The organism is Metabacillus sp. KJ11-3 (genome assembly GCF_055808295.1).
The window spans coordinates 189,634-212,283 of sequence record NZ_CM147865.1 but is presented as its reverse complement, the minus strand read 5'-3'; the positions used below and the strand labels follow the sequence as shown (position 1 = coordinate 212,283).

The 22,650-nt window shown below is 37.6% G+C and carries 18 protein-coding genes and 1 pseudogene; 6 read left to right on the top strand and 13 right to left on the bottom strand.

Going from position 1 to position 22,650, the window contains the following annotated elements; genetic code table 11:
* Positions 1–245 precede the first annotated feature (245 nt).
* The gene (locus AC0L8O_RS01125) at positions 246–1,388 is read left to right on the top strand and encodes an NADH-dependent flavin oxidoreductase (RefSeq protein WP_473448561.1); all 1,143 of its coding nucleotides are present in this window, start codon (positions 246–248) and stop codon (positions 1,386–1,388) included.
* Between the two features lie 52 nt (positions 1,389–1,440).
* On the opposite strand, the gene AC0L8O_RS01120 is transcribed toward AC0L8O_RS01125, so the two are convergent.
* Positions 1,441–1,905 (bottom strand): 2-thiouracil desulfurase family protein, encoded by a 465-nt coding sequence (locus tag AC0L8O_RS01120; RefSeq protein WP_473446252.1) that lies wholly within the window; start codon positions 1,903–1,905, stop codon positions 1,441–1,443.
* A 240-nt stretch (positions 1,906–2,145) separates the two neighbouring features.
* Positions 2,146–2,757, bottom strand: a complete 612-nt coding sequence (locus AC0L8O_RS01115) for a GNAT family N-acetyltransferase (RefSeq protein ID WP_473446251.1) — start codon at positions 2,755–2,757, stop codon at positions 2,146–2,148.
* Between the two features lie 220 nt (positions 2,758–2,977).
* On the opposite strand from AC0L8O_RS01115, the gene AC0L8O_RS01110 reads away from it, so the two are divergent.
* From AC0L8O_RS01110 to AC0L8O_RS01095, 4 genes and pseudogenes are all read left to right on the top strand, one after another.
* On the top strand, positions 2,978–4,750 hold the full coding sequence (locus tag AC0L8O_RS01110; RefSeq protein WP_473446250.1) for a LytS/YhcK type 5TM receptor domain-containing protein: 1,773 nt from the start codon (positions 2,978–2,980) through the stop codon (positions 4,748–4,750).
* Entirely contained in the window at positions 4,719–5,450 is a 732-nt protein-coding gene (locus AC0L8O_RS01105; protein WP_473446249.1) for a LytR/AlgR family response regulator transcription factor, read from the top strand. The genes AC0L8O_RS01110 and AC0L8O_RS01105 overlap by 32 nt, the downstream gene beginning before the upstream one ends.
* 136 nt (positions 5,451–5,586) lie before the next feature.
* Positions 5,587–7,036, top strand: a pseudogene (locus AC0L8O_RS01100) (carbon starvation CstA family protein).
* A 168-nt stretch (positions 7,037–7,204) separates the two neighbouring features.
* Positions 7,205–7,720, top strand: coding sequence for a P-loop nucleotide/nucleoside kinase family protein (locus tag AC0L8O_RS01095; protein WP_473446248.1), 516 nt, complete (start codon positions 7,205–7,207; stop codon positions 7,718–7,720).
* A gap of 145 nt (positions 7,721–7,865) precedes the next feature.
* Here AC0L8O_RS01095 and AC0L8O_RS01090 read toward each other — a convergent pair whose 3' ends face one another.
* The 7 genes from AC0L8O_RS01090 to AC0L8O_RS01060 form a co-directional block, all read right to left on the bottom strand.
* Complete coding sequence (locus AC0L8O_RS01090) at positions 7,866–8,210, bottom strand: hypothetical protein (RefSeq protein ID WP_473446247.1); 345 nt, start codon at positions 8,208–8,210, stop codon at positions 7,866–7,868.
* 97 nt (positions 8,211–8,307) lie between these two features.
* Positions 8,308–11,619 carry a pectate lyase gene (gene pelA, locus AC0L8O_RS01085; RefSeq protein ID WP_473446246.1) on the bottom strand — a complete coding sequence of 1,104 codons (3,312 nt, stop codon included), beginning with the start codon at positions 11,617–11,619 and terminating at the stop codon, positions 8,308–8,310.
* 297 nt (positions 11,620–11,916) lie between these two features.
* Positions 11,917–12,810, bottom strand: a complete 894-nt coding sequence (locus AC0L8O_RS01080; RefSeq protein WP_473446245.1) for a GNAT family N-acetyltransferase — start codon at positions 12,808–12,810, stop codon at positions 11,917–11,919.
* A 59-nt stretch (positions 12,811–12,869) separates the two neighbouring features.
* On the bottom strand, positions 12,870–14,000 hold the full coding sequence (gene solA, locus AC0L8O_RS01075) for an N-methyl-L-tryptophan oxidase (RefSeq protein ID WP_473446244.1): 1,131 nt from the start codon (positions 13,998–14,000) through the stop codon (positions 12,870–12,872).
* A gap of 237 nt (positions 14,001–14,237) precedes the next feature.
* Positions 14,238–15,278 carry an NAD(P)-dependent alcohol dehydrogenase gene (locus AC0L8O_RS01070; protein ID WP_473446243.1) on the bottom strand — a complete coding sequence of 347 codons (1,041 nt, stop codon included), beginning with the start codon at positions 15,276–15,278 and terminating at the stop codon, positions 14,238–14,240.
* Positions 15,279–15,509: 231 nt separating this feature from the next.
* Positions 15,510–15,851 carry a hypothetical protein gene (locus AC0L8O_RS01065; RefSeq protein WP_473446242.1) on the bottom strand — a complete coding sequence of 114 codons (342 nt, stop codon included), beginning with the start codon at positions 15,849–15,851 and terminating at the stop codon, positions 15,510–15,512.
* 95 nt (positions 15,852–15,946) lie between these two features.
* Entirely contained in the window at positions 15,947–16,792 is an 846-nt protein-coding gene (locus tag AC0L8O_RS01060; RefSeq protein WP_473446241.1) for an MBL fold metallo-hydrolase, read from the bottom strand.
* 268 nt (positions 16,793–17,060) lie between these two features.
* Here AC0L8O_RS01060 and AC0L8O_RS01055 point away from each other — a divergent pair, with 268 nt between their 5' ends.
* On the top strand, positions 17,061–17,186 hold the full coding sequence (locus AC0L8O_RS01055) for a hypothetical protein (RefSeq protein WP_368657813.1): 126 nt from the start codon (positions 17,061–17,063) through the stop codon (positions 17,184–17,186).
* Positions 17,187–17,371: 185 nt separating this feature from the next.
* Here the strand turns inward: AC0L8O_RS01055 and AC0L8O_RS01050 are convergent, their stop codons facing one another.
* From AC0L8O_RS01050 to AC0L8O_RS01035, 4 genes are all read right to left on the bottom strand, one after another.
* A complete protein-coding gene (locus tag AC0L8O_RS01050) occupies positions 17,372–17,842 on the bottom strand; it encodes a hypothetical protein (protein WP_473446240.1) in 471 nt (156 codons plus the stop codon).
* Positions 17,843–18,403: 561 nt separating this feature from the next.
* Positions 18,404–19,396 (bottom strand): lipoate--protein ligase, encoded by a 993-nt coding sequence (locus AC0L8O_RS01045; RefSeq protein ID WP_473446239.1) that lies wholly within the window; start codon positions 19,394–19,396, stop codon positions 18,404–18,406.
* 293 nt (positions 19,397–19,689) lie between these two features.
* On the bottom strand, positions 19,690–21,399 hold the full coding sequence (locus tag AC0L8O_RS01040; RefSeq protein WP_473446238.1) for a methyl-accepting chemotaxis protein: 1,710 nt from the start codon (positions 21,397–21,399) through the stop codon (positions 19,690–19,692).
* Between the two features lie 71 nt (positions 21,400–21,470).
* Entirely contained in the window at positions 21,471–22,646 is a 1,176-nt protein-coding gene (locus tag AC0L8O_RS01035; protein WP_473446237.1) for a sugar ABC transporter permease, read from the bottom strand.
* Between the last annotated feature and the right edge of the window lie 4 nt (positions 22,647–22,650).

Genomic DNA, 22,650 nt, shown 5'->3' with positions numbered 1-22,650 from the left:
CGTTTGCTATACATTCAAAAAGATGTGGGTTTGCTGAATATAAGATATCGGCGTTTTCATTTAATCTCCCACATTTGCTTCATGAATTCTAGCTCCCTTTTACTCCTTTTAAAAAGAAATATATTCAACTTATGCCTCTCCATTGATTTTCATAAAATACAAAAGTTAGGTGAAGCATATTGATGTACAAATCAAATCTGATATTTTATCATAGCCGTATTCTCATGAAGGAGGGAACAAGTTTGATGAACGAGCAAAATGAATCTTTATTATCTTCCTATACATTACCTAATGGAATTCAATTAAAAAACCGAATTGTCATGGCACCGATGACAAATTTCTCTTCTAATTCAGATGGTACAGTTACAGATGCAGAAGTGAATTACTATGCTAGACGTTCTAAAGGAGTCAGCATGGTGATTACAGCTTGTACATATGTCACTCCAAATGGTAAAGGATTTCACGGTGAATTCGGGGCTGACACTGATGAAATGATCCCCAGTTTAAAAAAGTTAGCAACAAGCATTAAAGATCAAGGTGCAAAAGCAGTACTGCAAATTTTCCACGGTGGAAGAATGTGCCCGCCGGAATTAGTCCCAAATGGTGAAATTGTCAGTGCAAGTGATATTCCTGCTGAAAAAGGCGGTGTTTCCACAGATGAGCCTGATGTAAAACCAAGACCATTAACAGAGACTGAGGTTGAGGAAATCATCCATGCTTTTGGAGAAACGACCCGTCGTGCGATTGAAGCAGGATTTGATGGAGTTGAAATTCATGGAGCAAACGGATATTTAATTCAACAATTCTTCTCCCCTCATTCGAATAGACGTGATGATCGATTTGGTGGAAGTCTTGAAAAACGAATGACGTTTCCATTGGCCGTAGTTGACTCAGTGAAAAAAGCAGTTCAGGAGCATGCAAAAACTCCCTTTATTGTTGGATATCGTTTTTCTCCGGAGGAACCTGAAACACCTGGGATTACAATGGATGAGACTCTTATCTTAGTCGATGCTTTAACTGAAAAAGGTCTTGATTATTTGCATGTATCGTTAATGGATTTCTTTTCAACACCAAGAAGAGGTGTTGAGGATTTAACGAAAACTAGAATTGATTATCTTAAGGAAACAATAAATAACAGAGTTCCACTTATAGGGGTAGGTTCTATTTATACAGCTGAAGATGCCCGTAACGCATTTGCAAGTGGAATTCCTCTTCTGGCACTAGGTAGAGAGTTAATTATTGATCCTGATTGGGTACAAAAAATTGCAGAAGGAAAAGAAGCTGCAATTGTTACAAAAATTGATAAAGATAAGCAGGAGGAATTGGTCATTCCTGATCCTCTGTGGAATGCTATTATCAACACACCTGGTTGGTTTCCAGGGGTTTAATTCTGTGATCTAAACTTCCGATCTTGAATGTTTATGATCGGAAGTTTTTTCTTTATAAAGAAATCGAGTGATCAGCAAGCTGTTTTTCTGAGATTACGTTTATACCGTTTCGTTTTAATAAGGCTGTTGTGACTCCATTTCCGTCCATTTTCTTCCCTATAAATTCACCATTATATATCATGGAACTTCCACACGAGGGACTATACTCTTTAAGGACAACGACTGTTGCCTTTACATCTCTAGCTTGTTGTAAGGTCGTGTATGCACCTTTTATGTATAATTCTGTTACGTCTCTACCTGATTTCTCGATTACTTTAGCTTTCCCATCCAATACATCTTCTCCATTACCGCCTATGATTTCAGCAGGTTCTCTGGGGGTTGAAAAACCGCCAAGTAGTTCAGGACATACGGGGATTGCCTTTTTTTCTTCTATTAGTTTATTGATCTTGTTATTTAAACAATGTGTACCATTATATCTTACCTCTAAACCAGCTAAACAAGAACTGACTAATATCATGGGGGATCACCTCGATTGTAATCATAATCTCTCAATTAAATAGATTAAACGCTTAGGTATTTCATTCATTTTTTATCATCATTAGGTTCTTCTGCATACTTTGTTGCTTTTTAATGCATTTGAAGATGAAATTTAGCCGTTCCATTGCGCTCCAGACACTCCGCGCCGGGGAGGAATCTGAGCCTTTCCTCTACTTCCCGCAGGAGTCTTAGTGCCTTCCGCTCCATTCCACTACCGACTTTAAAAATAGTATCCAAATGAACTTGTGGAAAAAGAAAACACATATCTATTATTTAATTTTACTGCATCCCATTCACTTTCTATTACACTGTAGTATACAGAGTTCCGATATGTTCCATCTTTTCTGATCATGTGATTTCTTAAGATTCCTTCCTTCATTCCGCCGATTCCCTCAATCGCTTTTTGAGATCTAGTATTTCGTTCATCGGTTTTGAATTGGACACGAATAGCTCCAAGGGATTCAAAGCAATAGCTTAATAGAAGATATTTGCATTCTTTATTTATTTCTGTCCCCCATACAGATGGATGTAACCAGGTCCAGCCTATCTCTAGTGATTTGTTTAAAGGGGAAATATCTAGAAAACGTGTACTTCCAATTATTTTGTTGGTTTCTTTTTGTATAATGACAAAGGGAAATTCTATGCCCTTTTCCCTATTATAGAGAGCAGATTCTACAAAATCCTTCATATCATCAAACGTTGCCATCTCTTTAGGTAAGTGAGTCCATATCATAGGATCACATCCTGCTTCATATAGCCCTTGTATGTGATGCTTTTGCATAGGCAAAAGTTTAACATGTTCACCTTCTAATATTTCGAGTTTAATATCCATGAGGAACCCTCCTTTTCAAATACCTTACAAATACTTAAGATAACAGCTCGTTTTCTTAACTATATACGATATGTGGATTCCCTGACAGAGTTTTGGTAAATTTAAAGGTGATATCAACTATTATTTTTTCGAACGATTGTTTTACAACCTTACTAGACAAAATCATCAACTGGGAAAGGTAACTGTAGGAACGTTTCCATTCTCAAAAGGGGTTTTTTACATGTTTGATTTATTACTCACAATGGTCGAACGCCTTGGTATCATTGTCATGATTGCTTTTATTTTGACGCGATTCAAATTCTTTCGTGAGATGATTTATTCTGATCAGCTTAATCGTAAACAGAATGTGACGGCAATCATCTTCTTTGGTTTTTTCGGCATTATAGGTACATATTCAGGCTTGAGCCTTAGTACAGAAACCCTCCAATTTAACCGTCTTCCTTCTGATCTTTCCACAGATGAAGCAATCGCCAATTCGCGCGTAATTGGTGTTGTTTTAGGCGGGCTTCTCGGCGGATACAAAGTCGGGATCGGTGCAGGTTTAATTGCAGGGCTTCATCGGATCACATTAGGCGGATTTACGGGGATTTCCTGTGGTCTTGCTACCATTCTAGCAGGATTGATCGCCGGATTCTTTCATAAAACGAATAAACATGTAAAGTTACGTTCCGCTTTTTTGATTGGAGCATTTGCCGAGACATTGCAAATGGTTGTCATATTGCTCATTTCACGTCCATTTGAACAGGCTGTGGCATTAGTCGAAATGATCGGTATTCCTATGATTTTTGCGAACGGAGTCGGTTCTGCGCTTTTTCTATTGATAATTAAAAGCGTATTTAATGAAGAAGAAAAGGCCGGTGCTATGCAGGCCCAAAAAACATTGCGGATTGCCGACCAGACGTTAGCTTATCTGCGCAATGGCCTCACCACTAATTCTGCTGGTGCTGTTTGTCACATTATCCATAATGAAATCAAGTCAAGTGCCGTGGCAATTACGAATACGACAGAAATTCTCGCACATGTTGGTCTTGGCTATGATCATCACCGTGCGGAAAGCCCAATACAGACGAAGATTACGACTGACGCGATCAAACAGGACAAGATTGTTGTCGCGAATCAACGCTCCATTCATTGTCGTGATGAAAGTTGCCCACTCGGTGCAGCCGTAATTGCTCCTTTAAAATTGCGAAATAAACCAATCGGTACGCTAAAATTTTATTTTCGTTCTGAAAAAGAAATAACGAATGTTGTGATGGAGTTGATTACCGGACTTAGTTCGATGATCAGTAATCAGCTTGAAGTCTCTGAAGCTGATAAGGCTTACCAGCTTGCAAAAGAAACAGAAATCAGAGCACTGCAAGCACAGATCAGCCCCCACTTTTTATTTAATACACTTAATACAATCGTTTCCCTTGTCCGTATTGATCCGGCAAAAGCACGTAAATTGCTCGTTTCTTTGTCACATTTTTTACGTCAAAATCTGACTGTGACAACACATACTAAGATTATGTTGGAGCAGGAATTACGACATGTAAAAGCGTATCTTGCGATTGAGGAAGCACGTTTTGTTGATCGCTTGACCATTATCTATGATATAGATAATGGAGCCATTCATCAAAGCATTCCTCCGCTTACACTGCAGCCACTTGTTGAAAATGCAATGAAACATGGTTTCAAGGATAAAGAGGAAAACTGTTTGTTGAATATGACAATAAGAAAGAAAAAGAACATCACTTATATAAGTGTAAAAGACAATGGTAAAGGAATGAGTAAAGAACTTGCCAATCAACTCTCGCAAACTCCGATACACTCCGAGAAGGGAAGCGGTCTTGCCATTTATAATGTAAATCGAAGGCTGACAATGATGTTCGGAGAAGCTGCAGCACTAAAAATTGCAAGCGAACCTGACAAAGGCACAGACATTTCCTTTTCAATTCCCTATGAAGTGGAGGAAAAAACAAATGAAATCAACCATAAAGACATTAATTGTTGATGATGAATTATATAGCCGTGATGAGCTAAAACATTTATTACAAGAGTTCCCATCGATCAACATTGTTGGTGAAGCAGAATCTGGCGAAGCCGCCGTTATGAAATCTCTTCAGCTTCAGCCTGATGTTGTTTTTTTAGATGTAGAAATGCCAAAAATGAATGGAATGGCAGCGGCAAAAGCACTAATGGAATTGAAAAAGGTCCCGCTTATTGTCTTCGCGACAGCGTATCCGCAATTTGCTGCAGAGGCGTTCCGCTACGATGCAATTGATTATTTATTAAAACCTTATGATGAAGATCAGTTACGGGAAACCATCCAGCGGATTGAAAAAAGATTGGCAAATAACGATGAAGGTGAGATTGGTAAACGTTCCGGAAAACTTCCAATTGAAGCTGAGGGAGAGATTTTTTATCTTGACCCTGCAGACATCCTTTATATATACAGGGACGAAAAAGTAACGAAGCTAATTACAAAAAATGGAGAATTCGAAACAAAAACACCTCTTAAGGAACTGGAAAGCAGACTTGTTGCTTTCGATTTTTTTCGCATACATAAGAGCTATCTTGTAAACTTATCCTATGTTTCAAAACTAACCCCTTGGTTCAATGGTGCGTATCAGCTGCAACTCGAAGGTAGAGACGAAATGTTGGCCGTTAGCAGAAATTATGTGAAGTCATTAAGAATACACTTGGAAATTTAACACCCTTCCTTGCATCTTAATTCTGATTTTCAACATGATAACCTCTGTTTTTGGCCTTTCGGCCACAAACTTCCCCTTTCAAACTAGTATTCTATTATACTTTATGTAAACGCATTCATAAAAAGGGGGAGTCATAATGTTTACGTTTTTAGGAGGTATTGCTCTTTTAATTATAGGTTATTTTACGTACGGTAAATTTATTGAAAAAATGTTTGGGGTGAAAGAAAGTCGTGCAACTCCTGCATATGTGAACAGCGATGGCGTTGACTATGTTCCAATGAGCACATCGAAGAATTCACTCATTCAATTGTTAAATATCGCAGGAACAGGACCTATTTTTGGTCCGATTATGGGAGCGCTTTACGGACCGGCTGCCTTTATCTGGATCGTTGTCGGTTGTATTTTTGCCGGGGCTGTCCATGACTATTTAACAGGGATGATCTCAATCCGTAACCGCGGTGCCCATTTACCTGAGCTTGCTAGTAAATTTCTTGGTAAAGTTATGAGACATGTTGTAAACGCATTCGCAGTCCTGCTTCTTCTTTTAGTAGGAACCGTGTTTGTTTCAACACCTGCAAGTCTTTTACATGTATTGATGGATGGCAAGATTGCATTAGGCTTAATTATTGGATTTATTTTCCTTTACTATATTTTAGCAACGCTTTTACCAGTTGATAAAATTATCGGTCGCTTATATCCGTACTTTGGTGCATTGCTCGTCATTAGTGCACTTGGTGTGGGCATTGGGTTAATCGTAACAGGAGCACCAATTCCTGAGCTTTCATTCCAAAATTTCCATCCTGATCATGCGCCAATTTTTCCATTGATCTTTTTCACAATCACTTGTGGTGCTCTTTCAGGCTTCCATGCTACACAAACACCTATCATTTCGCGTACAACGCAAAATGAAAAACAAGGACGTAAAATTTTCTACGGCATGATGATTGCTGAAGGGATCATTGCCATGATTTGGGCAGCAGCATCTATGAGCTTGTTTGACGGCTATAACGGTTTAAATGAAGTGCTTGCAGCAGGCGGTCCTGGTGCGGTTGTAAGTGAAGTTTCAACAACGATGCTCGGCGCAATCGGCGGTACACTTGCCGTGCTTGGTGTTGTCGTTTTACCTATTACATCCGGTGATACTGCTTTCCGTAGTGCACGTATGATTATTGCTGAATACCTGAACATCGCACAAAAAAATATCGAGCCGTTTATGGATTGCGATTCCGTTATTCGTTATCTCAATTGTGTTAACTCAGATTGACTTTAACATCTTATGGAGATACTTCAGTTGGGCCAACCAAGCAACAGCGGTCATTGCATTATTTGTTGGAGCCATGTATTTATATATTGCAAAGAAAAATTACTGGGTATCACTTGTCCCAGGATCGTTTATGCTCGTTATGGTGATTACCTATATCCTTAATGCCCAAATCGGCTTCCGCTTATCAATGGATGTTTCGTGGTATGGTGGTGTGATCGGAACAGCAATCCTGCTTGTCCTATTCTTCCGTGCTGCTAAAAAGGCTCGGGCAAATAATCTTCAGCTTGATGAAGATATTTCAGACTGGGATAAGGTGGCATAATTCATTCAATAAGAAGTATGTATAGGGATAGTCCTTAGCACTTATATATAGTGCAGGACTGTCCCTTGTTTTGTCTTAAAAATGTTCAGCCGTTTAGTATAGAGGCATCAGATCTTATGCTAATATGAGAGTAAAATATATACTGTATAGCCTAGGAGGGATGTTACAATGTCAGACCAAACCATCATCTATCTCGTATCAGGTCCAATCGGGATTGGAAAATCAACAACTTCTAAAGAACTTGCTCAAAATGTTTCGAACTGTGTTCTTATTCATGGTGACTATATTCTACAAATGTTTGATAATGGTTCAGACACTGCATGGGAACAAAGGTTAAGACTAACGTGGGAGAATATCCTGGCCCTAACAAAGAACTTTACTCACCATGGTTATAACATCGTCATTGACTTTGTGGTGGAAGATGAGTTCGAGTGGTTTTGTCAGCAGATAAACAACCTGCCAGTAACATTGAAATATATCGTCTTAAGGGCTGATAAAGAAAAACTCATCGAACGTATCCATTCGCGTGGGGATCGCGAGTCAATTGATCGCTCTTTATTTTTATTGAAGAAGCTGGAATCACTTCCCTCTAACGAACCATTTCTATATGATACAACTCTAAAACATACAACTGAAATCGTCGATACCATCATAAACGACAATCGTTTTTTTGTTAAACTATAACGATTAGAAAAACCTGGCTTATCGCCAAGTCATAATGGCGAAATCCTTAGTTTTTTTATACTATCTATCATCAATAAAATCTTTTACTTTCTGATAGTATAAAAAATGGGCTTCCTTCTGTATGAAAAAAGCCCATTTTTCATGATCAAATCAGTTTTACAGGTGAATCCAAATGATCATTCCGATAGGATCGATACGAAACGAATTCTTTTCCGTTTGAATAACCATCCATTTGTAAGATACGTTCATTGTTGGTTTCTAAATAGAAATGTTTGTCATTAATTTTGAGCTTGAAAAATGTATAAGTATTGCCAAGCAAATTTTTTGTGCTTATCTCTGTGTCAGGGTGCATCTGAATAAACTCAGCCAGCTGCTGTACGGAAGAATAAGGAATCTCAGCCATATCATAAAAGGTTCCCTTCATATTATCTTTCAACCTACTAAATGCTGTTATGGCCTTTTCTTTTATTTTGTTCCCATCAAACTCCATAAAATCTCTCCTTGTAAGTAAGACTATTAAGAATAATCCCCAATAACGAATAAAATAAACGGAGATTTTATACAACCAACTTGTTTTTTCCTGCCTATTACTTCGGATTCCACCCATTTAACACATTCTCAACAGTATAAAGTTCAGCCTCTTCATCCGTTAATTGAGGACGTGAAAGATTTACACCAGTTCCCTCGTTTTGATACTCAAAAAATCTCGCATCTTTTGCACTGAAGCCTGACATATCTGTCCACCCATTCTGGTGAATATGCGGTCCAAGCTCACTGTTTTTGAAGACCACACTTGCAATCGCATTCGGGTCACCTCCAGGGTGCCAAGGTCTTCCTAAATAAACCGTTCCATCTGCAGCTTCGCTTACTAATTTGCTATTGATAAACAGAAAACCAAATGGTTTGTTGATATCTGTACTTGCGGCTGTGATATAGCCATTATTTGTTTTAGAGCCTCTATCTACTGAGACAATCTCACACTCATCAAAAACAGCTCTTGCCCCACCAAAAATAAAATCAACATCACCTTCTATATAACATTGACTGAAGTATTGAGTTCCATCATTCACATAAAGTGTATCCTGGTTCCCTATGAAGCGTACATTGTGAAACTTCATTCGCTCACCCCGTGTATAAACAGCAACCGCTTGTGAACCATCCTCTACCAAACGTTCATCAAAGGAATTTTCCATCGTCATGTTTTTGGCTGTAAAATCATTTGCATACAGGTACACACTCGCACTGCCACTTGTGCCATATGTTCCACCTTCAGGCCTTTCCTTTTTTGCATAGTTATCATACGTTAGTATAGTCTTCTCTGCACTTTCTCCTACTAATGTAATAAATGGTTTATTTGCGAGTACTTTTATGACCTCTTTGTAAACACCGTTTTTCACAAAAATTTCAACCGGGTCTGTATTATTGGCAGGTACAGCATCAATAGCCGCTTGAACTGTTTGATATTCTCCACTCTCATCCTTTGAAACTGTCAATTTGACATCTCGTTTCTTTAATTCCTCTGTTGCATCTTCCACTCTATGAACCTCCCCTTTAACAAGTTTTCTACCATAGGTATCCTCTAAATTATTAGGTAGAACCTCCACATAAACACGGTTTTCAAAGTATCCTGTTGTTTTTGCTATTTCTACTAGCTGCTTTGCATAGCTTCCGCCCCAAGAATACCCATCACGACGTTCTTTTTCAATTTCTTGAATGGATCGTTTAATGACACCATCTCTTCCGGAGAAAATTGGTTCATTCGTTCCAATTTCGTAGAAGCGGTACCATGTCACAGCTTCCGGGTCTTCAACAAAATAAACTCCATTTGGGTCCCCGCTTACGTAGCGAATTCCTTCAAGTTTTACTTCATCAAACCATTGAAGTGCACTTAAAATCGCATGTTGAATCTCTGGAGTTTGATTTGGACGTGACATTAAGAATTTCACAATCCCCACCGATTCACTTCCGGATATCGATGGATGTTCATAAACTCTGGCATGCTGTGCTTCATACGTAATTGGATCATGCTGCGCACACCAGGTTGTCAGCTTTCCGTCTACTTTAATTTGAGATTTTAAAATATAGTCAATCCCTTTATTCATAGATCCTTCAAGCTTACTTCTTAAAGAATCATCTACTATGTTTTGATCAAAAGGATATTTTTCATTTACTAAATCATCCATCAGTTGTAAAACATTAATCATCGCATTATCGTTAAATGTAACATAATTAGAATAATACACAGAGCTCTCCGGAGAATCGCCTCGCTGTGGATAAACTTGCGGCCAGCCGCCTGTTTCATATTGCATCGTAAGTAAGAAATCAATGCCTTTTAACATACTTTCTTTCAACTTTTCATTACCTGTTTCCCTGTAAACCTCAGCAATATATCGAATTTCCTTGATCGTTGCATTATTGTCAATGGAACCTAATTCTTCACCATTAGGTCCAAATTGTGTTGAGCGCTTTTCCTGTCCATCCCACGGCCTGCTATATTCTTCATCCATGCTTTTGGTCCATCCACCATGATCCATCTGCCATGACACAAGGTTTTCCGCACGTTTCTTTGCTTCTTCAAGATCACCAGTAAACTCATTATTTTCTTCTTTCGCAATCTTTCCATCTTTTAATGGCTGCTGAAGTTCATATAAAACAACAGTATCACCAAATGTATTTTCCCCAACTGCCGCACGTGTCGGGTATACATTTTCCAAGGAAGGATTTAATCCGTTAAAAGATCCGGTTGCGGCTTTTATTGCAAATGCTTTCACATCAAAATTCTCTACTTGTCCATTCAACATCACAACAACTAATTGAGGTGTAACAGACAACGAATTCACAACATGAATCTCATTTGACTGTGGATTCGTTACTTTTTCTATTTTTTCTAAGATTCTCGCTGCCTCACCTATTGTGACATAATCTTTTTTACCGAATCCCGGCTTTCCTGACATAATTCCTTTAGAAACGACCGCCCCTACTGCATTGTTATTGTTTCCTTTTCCAGGTTTTAGGTCCAAAATTTCACTTATAATACGTGCCGCTTCTCGTCTTGTTATCTTCTCTTCTGCCTTTATGTTTTCAACTTGGTCTTGTGCGACATACCCCTCCTGTGTTGCTGCTTCTAATACGTAGCTCCACCAAGTGTTTGTTGAGAAATCTCTCTCAATGTTTTTATAAGTTTCTTCCTTATAGAAGCCCATAACACGATTGATGGCTGCGAAAAATGCAAGCTTTGACATCTGATCGCCTTCCGTATGTGTAGAGGTATCAACCATACCTGCTGCATCTAGTTTCTTCAGGGTTACACCATTCACTAATTCCTGTAATTCTACCTGTTCTACTTCAATAGGTTTAGGGCTATCATCATCTGGATCTTCAGTAGAATTGTGTATATGCAGATGATCGATATTTGCCCCGCCGCTTGGACCTACCCCTTTTGCTACAATGGTATTATCACCAGCATTTAGGTCCACTTTAATTGAAACAGTTTGCCAATTTGTCCATTCTCCAGTTGAATAAAAATCCAGTTGCTTACGAACAATTTGGTCATTAACCGTGATTTCAACAGGTCTATTTTCTGCTGATCCATTTGCATAGCGGAATACGAAAGAATATTCTCCATCTGCCGGAATATCTGGAATGGTCCATGTGATCGTCCCTCCTGGAGCATTCGGTTTATAATCAACAAAACCTGTTCCAGTATAACCAGGATGCTGGTTGTCTATGATTGCTTCTTTGATCGTAGCTTCTTCTGCTTCATAGATCGAATCAAATACACTTCCCTCATCCGCGAAAGCCCTTTCATTTTGTGGGATGACTACTAAAGATGAGACAACCAAGACACATGTGAATAAAGTAAAAAATACCCGTCGATAACTCCCTCTCCCCTTCTTCAAAAGCTTCCTTCCTTTCTAAAGTAGATTTTGTTGCCCCCTGATTATAGTCCAAGTATTTTATCGATCGATATAATCAGTTTCTTAGAGCAGGGTATTTAGACCCTAAAAATATGAAGAAGTAGAGAAAGTGAGCATAAAAACAAAAATGATTATAACTTTTCAGCTATTCTTCTTGTCCTATTCGAAGGTTCTAAAAGAGGTTATAAAATGAAAAAAAGCGATCCTTCTGAATGAAGAATCGCCCTCATATTAAACATTACTATTGAGATTCCTCCAACACATTGTCTTTATTCTTTTTCATGCATGTGATGTTAACGGAAATAACAAATGCCTTGGCATATCTTTTATGAATGGTCGGACGAACAGGGTATCATCACTCCCTGTTATAATCTCCGTATAGATGTTTTCACTGTTAGAATCTGGTGTAAAATAGAACTCCATGAGCTGCGTATTAGCAGAAACAATATGATTTAAAATCCTCACTAAATCCACGCTTTCTTTACTAAGAATATCAAAAATATGAAGTTTATTTTCTTCCTGTTTCACAATTACAATCGTATCTTCTTCTTCGATATAATATGTCGCACCATTGAAAACAAAGATAAAATAAAAAAGTAATAGTTGATCATTGTTTTTCACCCCAAAAGTGGAGGATACAGGTATTCTTTCAGCTGCAAATCCCTTCATCAATTCGAAATCAGCCTGATTATCGCTATCCAGCTTACGTATAGTAGATTTAGATAAAACTTGCTTTTTCAAATCGGAAGTTTTCAAGCTGAATCTGCTTTCTTTCAATTTTTCAAAACCAAACTTAGGGTAAAAATCCAGCACTGTATCATTTGCGAATAAGTAAATAAAGTCATATTCCTTTTCATATTTTTCAATGATTATATTCATTAGCCTGGCTGCCAATCCCTTATGGCGGTAATCAGGGTGTGTCATAACCGTCCCCACTTGAATTGCCTTATATTCTTTCCCATTACAAATGACGACCATTTTATTGACGGAAGCGTTTGCGATGACTTTATCTCCATCTATATATGAGTAACAAATATAATTGTCATTCCAACAGCCTTTGTCATACCATTCCTTAAAATCCAGGTTAAATACCAGCTTTGCAAGTTCATTAAAGCTTTCCTTATATTTTTTTATGTGCTTGTAGTCACTGATCAATTGATATTTACTCATCATAAATCCTCCATATTTTGTTGGTTCCTATCGGGCAATTTAAAAAGACCACAAGCAGCTCCTCAATTATGAAACCGATCTATTGAAAACTGAGAAATATCTATTTCATTCTTACCTGAAACAATCAAGTTGCTTAAAGCTTGTCCAACTGCACTGCTAAATTTGAATCCATGTCCTGAGAATCCCACTGCAATGGCAACGTTGGAATACTTAGGATGGACATCAATTGCAAATTTTTCATCTGGAGTAAGTGTATACATACAGGTTTTCCCCTCCTTCAACCGACCAATTTCAGGGAGATATTGATTCAAAAATTGAATCAAATCCTCTTCATCTTCTACTATTTCACCAAACTGCTTCATCACTTCATCTGGATTGATACGTTCTCCTCCATCATGACGGCCAACCTTCAAACCTGCGCCATCAACACTTGGAAAACCATAATAAAGTCCTCGCGAAGTCTCAAATGCAAAGGCCGGGAAATCGTTAGCGTTGTAGATTTTTTCATTAGCATCAAACCAGGCAAATGTCTTTCTTACCGGTGTAAGAGGAAGATCCAAATCCAGCATAGAAAGGAGATGACCGGACCATGCTCCTGCAGCAACAACCAATGAATCCGAGTAAAAGGTCTTATCGCTAGTCTTAATCGTTACCTTTTCTTCTTGAATATGAATCTCTTTCACTCTGCTATTTGAAAGAATCGTAGCACCATTCATTTCAGCAAGCATTTGATACGCTTTTATACTTTCTTCACATTTAAGAACACCTGAAGTTGGTTCAAAGCAGCCAATAGAATCGTTAGGCATTGTGATACCGGACCAACGATTTTGCACTTCTGCTGGATCCATCACTTCTAGTGGCAACGAATATGTAGTAGAGCTTGAGATCGTATTTTGAATAAAATTAGACTCTCTATTCCCAACACTGAGCACACCTGTCGGGATAAATAATGACTTTCCTGTATCTCTTTCTAATTCATTCCATAATTCCTGGGCTTTAAGGATAAAAGGTACATATTCTTCACCCTCTGCATACGCATATCGAATGATCCGCGTTTCTCCGTGGTGACTACCTTTGTTATGAGGTGGATGAAAAGAGTCTAGCAATAATGTTTTCTTTCCACTTTTTGATAGGCAATAACCTGCTGCCATCCCCATCGAACCTGCCCCAATTATTATTACATCATAGTTCATTTACTTAACCTCCATGCTTAACGATGTCATAGTTTATTAAAGTATAATGGATATTCATACCTTGTGAAATGAAATTGTTGATAACAATAATGAATCTTTAGGAGAATACTGTACTACCTATGAATCATTTATATTAAGACTATTTGTGGGCTAAATATCGAAGAAAAATTTATACAAAAGGATGTCCCAAAAACAAATGCTGGGACATCCTAAATAACAGTCATATCTTATCGTTTCTTATATTGTACTAGTGTCGATCACAAATCGATATTTAACATCTGAAGCTAATACGCGATTGTAGGCTTCGTCAATTTCATCAGCTGAAATCACTTCAATCTGAGGTACAATATTGTGGTTTCCACAGAAATCCAACATTTCCTGAGTTTCACGAATACCACCAATCATTGAACCTGCAAATGAGCGGCGATGACCGATAAGAGAGAATACATTTACTGCTAACGGCTCTGCAGGAGCACCCACATTTACTAACGTGCCATCTAATGTTAAAAGGGAGAGGTATGCACTAATATCAATACTTGCACTTACTGTATTAATGATTAAGTCAAAAGAACCCGCAAGTTTCGTAAATGTCTCAGGATCACTTGTTGCATAGTAGTCACTGGCACCGAATTGCAGGCCATCTTCTTTTTTCTTCAATGATTGAGACAGAACAGTAACCTCAGCACCCATGGCATGTGCAATTTTGACAGCCATATGACCAAGACCGCCCAAACCGACAACCGCTACTTTCTTGCCTGGCCCTGCTCCCCAATGGTTTAATGGCGAATATGTTGTAATACCCGCACAAAGTAATGGTGCTGCTGCATCAAGTTCAATGTTGTCAGGAATTTTCACAACGAAACCTTCTGTTACAACAATGTGAGTTGAGTAGCCGCCTTGAGTTGGTTCACCGTATTTGTCAACACCGGCGTATGTAGGGATATTCCCTTTTAAACAGTATTGTTCTTCACCTTTCCGGCAGTTGTCACAGTCCCCGCAAGAGTCAACCATACATCCGACTCCTACTCTGTCACCCACTTTGTACTTTGTAACCTCTGGGCCTACATCGGTTACAATACCCGCAATCTCATGTCCGGGAACAAGCGGATAATTCACAGGACCCCATTCCCCGTGAGCCGTATGAATATCAGAATGGCATATGCCTGCAAATTTAATTTCAATTAACACATCATGTGAATCAAGGTCGCGCCGTTCAATTTCAGCTGTTCTGAATGGTTTATCAGGACCATCAACAGCTCGTGCTTTAGCAGTAATCATAAAAAAAGCCTCCTATAAATTGAATTTCCAAGAGAATCAGCGTTTATTTTTTCTCTTGCAAAACAATGGTAACCCTTATAGTTAACTCTAGGTCAAGTGATATATGTTATTCTTTTTGAAAACTTCAATTAACTTACTCAAAATAAAACGCCTTTCCTCAAGCCAGGAAGGCGTTTGGTTATTGAAGTCCTTATTACAAACTAACTGTTATATGAAGATGAAAAAAACAATTTATTTTCCAATGAATCCTTTCCCAACAACTGTTTTTTTATCTAAATCAACTAACACGACAAGATTCCCAGAAGAACCCGTTTGGGAATCATTAAACGAAACAGAATAAACAGTATCCTTTTGATAGTTATCGTCAACTAAAGATTCTATATCTCCAGTTACAGATACTTTTTTTACAATTGAATCTTTAGGGCTAACCGGAATTAAATCTTGTTCTTCATCTGTAAGGCTATTGAAGGCAACCATTTCAATTGGTAATTGATCTTTAGACTTAACTGAATTACAGCCAATCAACAAGATTGATAATGAAATGAGCATTGGAATAAAAACTGCCTTGTACACGATATACCTCCCTTTATTAATTTGACGTTAATACCTTTGATTTAAGTTTCGTTCCTTCAAGATACGAAGATAAAATAGGATAAAGATACTTTTTATTATTTATGATAAATAAACCTTTCACCTGGAACCAACATATGGAATTTTTTATTAGGATAATGATGAAATAGGTAATCGACAAAATAGGCAGGATTTTCTCGGTTATTCGGGAACATATCATAATGAATCGGTACAATGAGGTCGATTCCAACTGTTACAGAAAAGTCTACTGCTTCTCTGGAACTCATGTTTCCAATAATTCCCCTTGATGTGCGGAAATAGTCTGATCCATTTATTGGTAAGAATGCGACATGAGGTCTGAAATTCTTTACTTTTTCGATCAGTTCTGATGTAACCATTGTATCCCCACTGTGATAGATGCGAATTCCATTTACTTCTATTAAGTAACCTAAAAAAACATGATTTTCCAAAGAATCGGTTTCATAATCTGGATGCGCCGCAGCAATAGGTGTGATTTTAAATCCTTTGATCGTAAACGATTTTCCATCTTTGGTTTGATGTATAGATAAACTCCCTACTTGCTCTTGTACCAAAGAGACTAGAGGTGCCGGGATTCCAAAACTAGATTCAGAGACTCTTGCAATCTCCTTAACACTAGGTATATCCAAGTGATCGTCGTGTCCGTGTGTAACTAATACACCGTCTAAGTCTTGGAGCATTGCCGGGTCAATAACCGGTGGAAAAGCTCTCTTAAATTCAGTCTCATGGTCTTTTTCTTCAATACTAAAGGTTAAATAAGGATCAATGCAGAGCAATCCATCCTGTTCTTTTCCTTTTATGAGAATTCCCGCCTGTCCTAAATTCCAAAAGGCAATAGATTCTCCAATAATGTTTGTCCGCTTTATCTCATAAGCTAATTCTTCACCACTTTTATAAACCGTCACTATCAGTCCCACCTTTTTCACTATTGTTTTCAAGGTTAATTGTAGCATCACTACTTCTGCCCATCTTTTATCAAAATAGTTATATAAGCTCTATAGTTCTAAATCAAAATTATTCGACATATCGTCCCGAATATCCTGTTGGAATTTTTTTAAGAAGTAGAATCCAAATTACTAGATATTCACCTGCTTTTATTTTGTTCAGATAAAACTCATACAAAAAATCCAAGAAGGGTATCTTATTAAAAAATAGATTACTGGAGGAATGTATATGCCGAAAAAAATGGATAAAGAGAAAGTTACCCTTATTTCGAATGATGCGGTTCGAGGGAAGCCATGGCTGGACATTGACCGTGTTTTCAATGTTAAAGAAACAAAACAATCTGAAGAAAAATAGGCAGAATTTTGATCTGCACAATCTTTAGAAGAAAAAAGAAGTAGAAGAATGTTTTAGGATTGAGCTCAGTTGTAAATGAATAATGATTCAAAACTAAAAAATAGAACTTTCCACTTCATGAAAGTTCTATTTAATGTATTATTGGCTGATTTCACGAACGCGCTGCTTTCTATTAGGTTAATATTTCAATCCCCAACGTGTGCTTCTCTATTCCATGACAAAGGAAAAAACATCAATTGCACCTTCCCTTGATAAGTGAAATAGATAGCACTCACACCATTTTCAATTCGTAAAGAAGATTTAACGCTAGTCCACTCTTCGGAAGGATCGATTGGAATTTGAGCAACTATTTCATCACCATTTCTTCTCCTTATTTGAAGCTTCCCTTTTCCAGATCCCCTTACTTTCACAGAAATGCTAGATACATCATCAAAGTCAAAATACTTAAATCCAGTAATGGCTCCATCTGTAATATTCACTATATACCGATTAGGATTATCTTCCCTATCTTCTCCTTCTTGCGTGAAAAATGGGTGTGACCCATCAATTTCTTCCACAAACTCATAACGTATGGCACCGGTTTTACTCATAAGGTTACAAGCAATATATGCAGGAAATTCTCCCTTACCTGTTAATGGGCCTCCCGTAGTCCGCAACTTGTCATTTCCACTTACGAAATGCTGCATCACATTCGATATAAATTTCTTTTACACAGGCTTGCCTAGAAAACTGATGCTTATTCGTCTAAGGGATGGAAGGTTTATAGCAATTCTGTTAGAGCCGATTGTCTCATAAGGGCAAGATCGCTTTGATTTCTTATCAGACACGTGGTAAATATTCGTTGAACTCATCCACAAGGGTTTGTTCGTGAGAAAATACGTCCGGTAGTCTTACTGGATGGAGTCTGATAATCTTACTTGAAGCGCACGCTTCATCACAATTCGGTGCAAGTACTGCACGATCCCGATAAGATCATGGTTATTGCAATCAACAAATGCACAAAATTCAGTGCGAAGAGGCATACCGGTATAAATCGTAGGATTGTCTTCCACATCTTAAATGTATTCACGCACTACAAGATCCACAGTATGGCCAACTCCGATGGTCATCGCGAAATTATCTATTACTTGAAAGTATTCACCCGTCTCATTTATATAAAAAGAAAACGTCTCATTCCTATGTGAACAAGGAATAAAGACGTCAACTTCACGGTCTATTTAATAAAATAAATGAATCAAATCTTCTTTTTCAATATTTCCGAAATATTTTTTAACATCAATGTTCTCAAATACATTTTTTATGGCTTCTTTTTCATAACGTACATCCGTTAATGCATTTTCTACTTCTTCAACATCAACAGCACCGAAAAAGTCACCATATATTTTACAATTTTCTATGATGCCCTTTTGTACTTCAAGTCGAATATCAATTTGACCAACTGGAAACCGGTGTGAGTGCTGATAGTTAAATTTCGGTGATTTTCCATAATTCCAATCCCAGTTTTGATAACGTTCTTCCGAGATTTGATTAATATTTTTCCAATCATCCTCTGTAAGGTCATAGGTTGGAATCGAATCAGTTCCGTTGAAGATATAGCGAAGCAAAAGCTCTCTAAATTGTTCAATCGTAATACGTTCGTTTAAATATTCACTAATATTGGCTACTCGACTCCGAATAGATTTAATTCCTTTTGACTCAATTTTATCTTTTCTAACTTTTAACGCAGCAACGACACTATCAATTTCTGAGTCAAATAATAATGTACCATGCGAAAACATTCTTCCTTTAGTTGAAAATTGAGCATTCCCGGAAATCTTACGACCATCTCCAGCTATGATATCGTTTCTTCCACTCAACTCTGCTTTTACACCGAGTTTTCCAAGCGCTTGTACGACAGGTTCAGTAAACTTTTTAAAGTTATGAAAACTGTCTCCATCATCTTTCGTAATAAAACTAAAATTCAAATTTCCTTCATCATGGTAAACAGCACCGCCACCTGACAACCTTCTTACAACATGAGTATGATTTTCTTCCACATAAGAAGTATTAATTTCTTCAATGGTGTTTTGGTTTTTCCCAATAATGATTGAAGGTTCATTTATGTAAAATAATAAATAGGTTTGATTTGGATCTAAATGTTTTACTGCATACTCCTCAATAGCTAAATTTATTCTTGGGTCTGTGATTCCTTTATTATCTATAAAAAGCATCCTATGTCCTCCATCAAGTTTATTCCAATAGTATCGGTGCCTTTAAACACAATCTTCCCTTGCTTTCTTAAATAGGTTGGCAGTATTCTATCCGTTCTACTTGTTGCCTCATTTTTGCTCTCCAACAATTGCACATATAGAACGTCTTACGCACATCTGTTTCCTTAAGGATTCACCTTAAAGATACTGCATAATTGTACTTGGAGCAAATTTTAGAAACAGACTATTAAGAAAAGATCTTAGTGAATAAAGGAATACCGGACGAGGAAAAGCCATTTTGCAAGACGGTAACCTTATATTTTAAATCGTCCAACTTGTTTGAATAACGTTTCAGCTGATTTGGCTAATCGATCAGAACTTGTAGCTACTTGTTCCATTGAGCTACTTGTTTGTTGCACCGATGCAGCCGTTTGCTCAATCCCTGCTGCTGCTCCTTCCGAAACCATTGCAATTTCTTCAATCGATTTATTGATTTCATCACTATTATTTTCAATCGTACTAAGATTTCCTGAAATGAATTGTACACCTTTAGTCATTTCCAACAAGGCATGATTAATTTTCTCAAATGTCTCACCTGTAGATTTAATTTGATTTGTTCCCTTTTCCACTTCCTTATAACCGGACTGTAAAGAGTCTGTCATAATAGTAGATTCAGATTGAATATTCCTTACAATGAGAGTAATATCCTCCACAGACAAGGAAACTTGTTCTGCAAGTCTTCTCACTTCATTAGCAACTACTGAGAATCCCTTACCATGTTCTCCTGCTCTTGCCGCTTCAATTGCAGCATTTAGGGCAAGTAGGTTCGTTTGGTCAGCGATGTCCTTAATAACTCCAACAAGTTTGGTAATTTCTTCCGACTGCTTTTCTAGTGTTTTCACTTTTTCTACCGCATCTTTTACAATAGAATGGATCGTGCCCATTTGCTCAATAGAAGCGAACATTAATTTACTTCCCGTTTCTGTCAATTCAATTACATGTTGAGAAGATTGAAACACTTCTTTCCCACTTTGGCTTGCTTCGTTTATCTTACCGGAAAAACCCTTCATTGCAGACGCTAACTCGCTTGTGGTATTAGCTTGTCCTTCCGATTCTGAAGACAGTACCTGCATCGTTAAGGCAATTTGACTGCTTCCCTCTTTTACTTCAAATGCAGATTGTGTAAGTTCTTCACTTTGTGCTGATACGGATTCTGAAACGAGTTGAATCTCTTGTAACAATTCCTTAATGTTCTCACTCATTTGGTTAGTTGCAGCAAATAAACGTCCAATTTCATCGCGGGATTTCGTCTCAATTGGCTTTTGACTTAGATCTCCTTTAGCAAGTAACCCTACTCGATTTGTAACGGTTTGAATAGGCTTTGAAATAATAGATGACATAAAAATAGCGATAATAATACCTATAAAAGCAACAACAACAGAAACCGTCAACCCCATCTTAATGTTTGATTCATTATTGGTTAGTAAGTTGTTCCCAGCCCCTTGGATCATTTTTTCTCGATTATTAATTTGATATCGATAACCATTCATGATTTCATCAGCAGCTACCCGAACCACTCCCTCTAAATTTCCCTCCGCTAACTCTTCATTTCCACTTTTATAAACAGCAAACACTTCTTCATTAACAAGTTGTTCCCACTCTAAGCTTTTTGCTACTAACTGTTCAAAATCCTCTGAATCATTGATTTTTAGTGCTGTTTCCTCCACCGCTCGACTTTTTTCTGTATAAATATCAAATTGATCAATATACTCTTGTTTTCCTGTTAAAATATACCCTCTTGCTAGCCCAATTCGTTCTGACATGTTTTGGCCTAATGTTTCATCAGCAATTAACAAAGGGATTTGGTGGTTAATGATATTCTTGGCATCAGAATTAATTGATTTAGATGCCATAAAATTATAGGCTCCAAAAGCAATCGTTAATAAAATGACAATTGAGAATCCAATTAGTATCTTTGCTCTTATTGACTTCAACTTAAATCTGTAAAAAGGCTTCTTCTTCATACTAACACCTCTTTCCCTATATACAGAAAACCCCTTGTCCCTCATGGACAAGGGGTTTTCCCCAGCATTTATTAAGCTCTTTGCTTACGTGTCATTACGTCGAAGATTACTGCAAGCGCAAGTACTCCACCACGAATCATATATTGAGGCGCGATTCCAACACCTAATAAATTCATACCATTTGTTAAAGTCGCCATAACGATTGCACCAATAACTGCTCCTGTTACCTTACCAACACCACCCGCAGCGGAAACCCCGCCTACGAATGCTGCGGCAATCGCATCAAGTTCAAATAATGTACCAGCTGTTGTAGTAGCTGATTGTAAACGTGCTGTGAATAAAATACCAGATAATGCCGAAAGCATACCCATTGAACCAAATACTAAAAACGTAATTTTACTTACATTAATACCAGTAAGATGTGCCGCTTCCGGGTTACTACCTACCGAATAAATATGACGGCCAATTACTGTTTTTGTTGTAATAAAATGATAGACAAGAACAACCACGAGAATAATAATAACCGTCCATGAGAAACCATTATATCCAGCTAGTAGCCAAGTAATATAAGCCATTATTCCTGAAACAAAAAGTAATTGCAAAATAAAAATAGGTTTTGATACAACATCGAATTCGTATTTGATTTTATTTTTACGATTTGTTATCGCACTATAGATGTAAAATAAAATTCCAACTAAACCTAGAAGTAGTGATAGTAAATGAAAGCCTCCCACTTCAGCAATTGAAGGGATATATCCATTACCAATTGCATTAAACGCATCATTATCAACGATAATTGTACCTGATTTTTCAGTTGCTAATAAAATCGCACCACGATAAATTAACCAACCAGCTAAAGTAGCAACGAACGCTGGAATTCCAACTTTAGCTACTAAGAAACCTGTAACCGAACCAGCACAAATACCTAGAATTAGAATGATTGGGATGACGATAATGACTGGCATTCCAAACTGCATTAACAAAATAGCGGCTAATGCTCCAAGAAAGCCGGCTAAAAATCCAATCGATAAGTCAATATGTCGAATAACGATAACGAGCATAACACCGACAGCTAGAACAGCAATATATCCTGCTGAATCTAGTAAATTACTAATATTTCGAGAGGACATGAAAAGTCCATTTGTAAGTATTTGAAACGTGATCATAATGACAATTAATGCAATATACATCCCATAATCACGAATATTATGCTTTACTAATCCCTTTAGCTCATTAATATATTTCATATCT